This window comes from Marinobacterium profundum (genome assembly GCF_001528745.1).
Classification (GTDB): Bacteria; Pseudomonadota; Gammaproteobacteria; order Pseudomonadales; family Balneatricaceae; genus Marinobacterium_A; species Marinobacterium_A profundum.
Window position 1 is genome coordinate 1 of record NZ_BCNS01000216.1, and the last position, 4845, is coordinate 4845.

Here is a 4845-nt window from a genome sequence, read left to right on the forward strand (position 1 = left end):
AGGCTGCTAGGAGGCTGAACAGGTATGGATAAGCGAGGCAAGGTGGTTATGCTGGTGCTGGTGATCGTTGGGCTGGTATTCGCGATGGGCCTGGGAATGAATCTGGTACCCAAGCCCAAGCCCGCTGATGGTCAGCTAGACAGGCGTGGATGGATCGCCAGTCTGGATAATTTAACCGCTCGATTTCGAAAAAATATTGCCAGTGAAAGACTGAACCCAGAGGCAGATTGTCGGCAACTAAACGGAGGCTATGCGTTCAACCGCGATGCCATGGAATGCCATATCAGGATTTCCAGGGAGGCGAAAGGCACGAACCAGATGGGCACTCTGGTGATCACCAATGCGGCCCGCGTATTGATTCCTTGTGGGAAGGAGCAGGAAAGCCCGGCGAGCCGAGGGGGAGCCTCTGGTCTGCAGCAGTTAAAGGTCAAACCTATGCAAATAATTGGGCCGAGGCCCGATCGAATTGACGCAGGGGGGCCGGCAACTGGGCCCAATAACACTCCGACAGGTGCGTTACTGGAAGTTGTTTACACGCCTGAGGGGCAAGACACGCTGGCGGCGAAGTGTCAGGGTGAAAATGAGATACGCCTCGTCGTACTGAAAGCGGGCGGTCGCCTTTCGATGCGATGCAGGGGCTGCAGTGGCAGCCAGGTGGTGCAGGTGCGACTCAAGGAGTGAAACGGCGACCTGCACCTGGCTTGCAGAGCAGCTGCTCGCCGGCTTTAAATCATAACAGGAGCCAGCTTAGGGCAATGCCCGATCGACACGCAGTGCCTTGATTACTGCGGGGATTGAGCCTATCAGATAGATCAGCGCCCAGATCGCCGCCAGAATAGCCACAACTATAGCCCCAATATCATCGGTAATGCTGGCCAGCATGCGAGGGACCATGCTGTGCAGGAAGCTGATGATGATAGTAGCAATAAAAGAGCTCAGTACGATGAGCACCAGACCTTTGTTTTGCACAAAACGCGGATGCGCTGCTACCAGAAATCCGGCAAAAGCCAGTTTCAGGCTCATGATCACCGCCAGGGTAGCTGCCGCCTGACCAGTGTTGAATTCCGCAAACTTGGCGAAGTAGACCGCGGTTCCAAAGGGAACCGCCATGAACAGCGAGATCATCAGTATCAGCAGGTTAATCGCTACTATAATCATCATTATGGCGCCCAAGAGTACCAGCAGCGCGACGACAAAACTGATAACGCCCTGAATGCGGCCCACAATGCGGGCCGGGAGCAGCAAGGGCGCGGTAATAATACCAAGGGTAAATAGCACCAGAGCGTCTAGTATTGCGAGATACCGGATACCCAGACCGGGCGTTGGCAAATCAGTGTAACTGTCTGCTTCAGCGCCATCTGCTGCAATGTAAAAGGCCGAGCCCAGCTCGGCAATTACGGCGAGCACGAGCAGGATGGCGGCAACGATAAGCAGTGGTTTGCGAAGTGAGTCCATAGTCGAGTTTCGCCCATAGTCAGAGCCGTAGCTTGGCTGTATCCAGCTACAGGATTGCCACCTGACAACTATAGTTGCCCGGGAGTTAAACGACCAAAAAGCAAGGAGGGCTGCCCCATGTCATGGGCTACCTGTTCGCTTAAATGGATAACATCCGTTGCAGCATGCAGCTTGGTGCTGTGGCTCAGCGGTTGCGACAGCGACGACAAGCCGAAGAATACTGCGTCGACAACGATGGCCAGCGAAAGTCTGTGCCCGCTGGGCGAGGCAGTGGAATCAGACGGCGTTCGCCGGCTGGCGCTTATCGTTGGGGTCGGGCAATACAAACATGCCCCCGTGCCTGATCTTATAGGTCCTCCCAATGATGCCCGCCGCTTCTTTGATCTGCTTACCGGCTCTAATGGCTACGGTTTCCCCGCTGAAAACGTCTGTATGCTGCTCGACGAGCAGGCCACTACGGCCGAGTTCAAGCGTGCTTTCGACAAGGCGCTGGTAGAGCGGGCCCGCCCCGGAGACCTGGCCGTGGTGTTCTATGCCGGTCATGGTTCGCAGCGGCGCGACGAAAATGATGATGAGTCCGATGGCATGGATGAAACTCTCATGTTGCATGATGCGCGTACCGATAATGTGCGGGATCTGCTGGATGATGAGTTCAATCAGATGCTGGCGCGACTGCATGCAAAGACCCGCAATATCACCGTAGTGCTGGATTCGTGCAACTCCGGCTCGGCGACGCGTGGGGATGCCGGTACTTTTGTTGCACGTTACTTCGAGCCAGAAGGTGAAATTCAGGCATCCCCTGAGGTGTCCGCGGTGCTGCCGGGGGACGGCGGTGCCGGCTGGGTACCCGAGACGATGCCAGGCCTGGTGGTGCTGACAGCCGCCACGGACGGCACCGCCGCACTGGAAACAGGTGGGCGCGGGATTTTCACTGATGCCCTGATTCAGGTGCTGGGTCAGGCCAGCGGCAAGCAACTGACCTTTGCGCAGGTAGCCCGCCAGGTACCACCCTTGGTTGCGGCCAGGAGCTATCAGACGCCCTATTTTCACGGTGAACTTAACACTCCGGTGTTCAGCAATCAGGGCAGAACGCGCCCCCTGGGCTGGGATATCGTAGAAGTGGGCTCTGTACTAACGCTTTCGGGACCGCCGTTGCCGGGAATCGGAACTGGGGCTGAATTGCGTATCTATGATGGTGCCGTGCGGGGTGAGGACACGCGTGACCCAGGCCAGGCCAAAGCGACGGTGATCATTGAGGCTATGAGCGGCCTGAATGCGACTGCCCGTGTTGCGGCTGCGCCCCAGGGGGCACAGTCACCGGCTGTCGGTGATCTGGCTGTCTTGGTGCGACCGGCGGATATCTACTTGAAAATCAGTGTGCGCTTGCGGCCTTCAACAGAGCCAGGCGGCGTTCCTCCTGCGCGGGCGGACAGTCTGCGTCGCGCCCTTGAAGCTAATCCGGAGGCCAGGATGCTGGTCACGCTGACGGAGGCTGCTGGCGATTTTGAACTTGGCATTGATGCCAGTAACCGGCTGCTGCTGCGAGGTCCGGAGAACAATGTACGCGATATCTATGCTCAGGATAGCGATGTGGTCAATAACCTCTGGCAGCATGCGAGGCAGCGGGCGCTGCTGCAACTGCAGGGAGAAGGTGGCGCGGACTTTACGGACAACCAGTCCCTGCAGGTGCAGCTGGTACCCGCTTTGCGGCAGAGCCCCTGCGCCTCAGGCATCTGGGAACAGGCGGCTGTCAATAGCGAGCAGGTGATCCCGATGTGTCACGCCTGGCATGTTCGGGTTGCGCTGTCTCAGGACGCGCCCATGCCGCTGCTGGTGGGCGGCGTAATATTGTCCTCCGATGGCAATACTTACGGATTCCCGGCCGATGGTCGCAAAGTCATGCTGCGACCGGGCGAAGAGGTGGTGTTCGATAACCGACTGGAGACCTTCATTGGAAAGCCGCCGCTGGACGTGCGGGATCACCTGATGGTATTTGGCACTCAGGAGACTAATCCGGTGCAGTGGCACCTGTTGACCAGTACCGCTGCCAGCCGTGGGGCAGGGCCGCCCATGACCGGACTGTATCGTGCCCTGGACCGCTATCTGCAACCCGGAACAAGGGCTGCCGCGCTGGCGGATGAAGTCGTGGAAGATAGCACCTGGACGTTAAGCACAATGACGTTCCGGGTTGAAGCTAACAGGGAATTCTTGCAACCGGCGGCCGGTTCGACCCGGCCGCCAACGCTACGCGAATACACCATAGCAGGCTTCGATATCAGGCCCTACCTGCCCGACGATGCTGCGACGGAACTGCACCGTGTGCTGCAACTGGCAGATCAACTTGCTCGCGCTTCGGTGACCGATGGCTACGGCTATAAACAGCATGACTGGAGCCTTGTCACGGACCAGGACAATCTGCAGCGCGGTGTCGACTGTTCCAGAGCCATTTGGTACGTCTTTACGCGTGCCGGACTGCCTTACAACAGGGGCAATCGTTATCTGAGCACAGAAATGATGGCGCGCAAGGATTCTCCCATGGCGGAGGCGTTTGAGGACTGCTCCGGGAAATCACCGCAACTGGGGGATATCGTCGTATATCGCGATGACGGGCGCGGTGACGGTCATGTGGTTATGGTCATCGATCCAGCCAAACGTATCGCCTGGGGATCCCATGGCTGGGACGGTAGTGGCAAGGCGCTCAAGATAGAGCCCGACACCGGCGTCGAGTATCAATTGATAAAGAACAAACAGGACTGGGAGCGCTGGGATCGAGCAACGATGACCCGCAAGGCCTGTTGGCGTTACAGCGCTTTTGGTGAAGAAACCGGGAGGCTGCTCGGCCAACCTGGCTTGCGAGCGTTGGAAAATGCCTGCGATGTTCGTAATCGCTGCGGGGCTCTTTAGCCTGGCGCTGCCGTTTACCGTTTTCGTACTGAGCTAAAATGATTAACAGGCTGAAGGCTGTATGGGCTGCTAGAACAGCATTTTTTGTGCCGAGTACCGACATTTATTGGTATCGGTGTGTAAGGAGGTGGCATGGACGAATACCTGAATTCCAAGTCAATGCTTGCACCTGGCGTTGCGGGTGCAACAACGACGATGTTTACCGGAACCCTGGTGAGCCAGTTTGGTTTTCCTGGTAATTACACGGCACTGGCCGTGAGTTTTCTGCTTGGACTGGTCGTGTTTTCGGACAAAACGGTTCCTGTGTTGCAGCGCGTGGTGTTTTATCTGGTTAATTCAATGATCATCTTTAATGTGGCTGTCGGATTAAATACGGCCGGTGCCGCTGTGATGAACACGAACAGGGTACAGGAGCGCACGGTCGAGACGGTGCCGGCACCAGAAACCAGGAAGCCTTTCTTTTCTCCCTGGTTTTAGCACTGGGCA

Annotated in this window: 4 protein-coding genes; 3 read left to right on the top strand and 1 reads right to left on the bottom strand. The window is 57.2% G+C overall.

The window, feature by feature from the left end; all coding sequences use genetic code 11:
- Positions 1-24 precede the first annotated feature (24 nt).
- Positions 25-681, top strand: coding sequence for a hypothetical protein (locus MPRO_RS24565; RefSeq protein ID WP_067299019.1), 657 nt, complete (start codon positions 25-27; stop codon positions 679-681).
- Positions 682-747: 66 nt separating this feature from the next.
- Here MPRO_RS24565 and MPRO_RS24570 read toward each other — a convergent pair whose 3' ends face one another.
- Entirely contained in the window at positions 748-1455 is a 708-nt protein-coding gene (locus MPRO_RS24570) for a hypothetical protein (protein WP_067299021.1), read from the bottom strand.
- Between the two features lie 117 nt (positions 1456-1572).
- Here MPRO_RS24570 and MPRO_RS24575 point away from each other — a divergent pair, with 117 nt between their 5' ends.
- The gene (locus tag MPRO_RS24575) at positions 1573-4359 is read left to right on the top strand and encodes a caspase family protein (RefSeq protein WP_067299023.1); all 2787 of its coding nucleotides are present in this window, start codon (positions 1573-1575) and stop codon (positions 4357-4359) included.
- Positions 4360-4491: 132 nt separating this feature from the next.
- Positions 4492-4836, top strand: a complete 345-nt coding sequence (locus MPRO_RS24580; protein ID WP_067299024.1) for a hypothetical protein — start codon at positions 4492-4494, stop codon at positions 4834-4836.
- Positions 4837-4845: the final 9 nt, after the last annotated feature.